1 pseudogene is annotated in these 272 nt (G+C 64.3%); it reads left to right on the top strand.

What is annotated here, in order from left to right:
• Positions 1-272 (top strand): annotated as a pseudogene (locus SB771_RS34475) (haloacid dehalogenase); the annotation flags it as partial.

The following is a 272-nucleotide window of genomic DNA, read 5'->3' as shown; positions in this document are numbered from 1 at the left end:
CGCCAGTTCCTGGACGAGCACGGCACCACCCTGGCCGGTCTTATGGCAAATTATGCCGTCGATACCGAGCGGTTCCTGCATGAGGTGCACGATGTGCCGCTGGATGGGGTCGAACCCAATCCGCGCCTGGCGGAACGGCTGAAAAGCCTGCCCGGCCGCTGCTACGTCTTCACCAATGGCGCGCGGGAGTATGCGCATCGGGTGCTGGAGCGGATCGGGATCGCCGACTGTTTCGCCGACGTCTTCGCCATCGAGGACGGGGATCTAACGCC

Origin of the sequence: Burkholderia sp. SIMBA_051 (genome assembly GCF_046534915.1) — a bacterium.
Lineage (GTDB): Bacteria > Pseudomonadota > Gammaproteobacteria > Burkholderiales > Burkholderiaceae > Burkholderia > Burkholderia ambifaria.
This window is presented reverse-complemented; position numbering and strand designations above follow the sequence as displayed.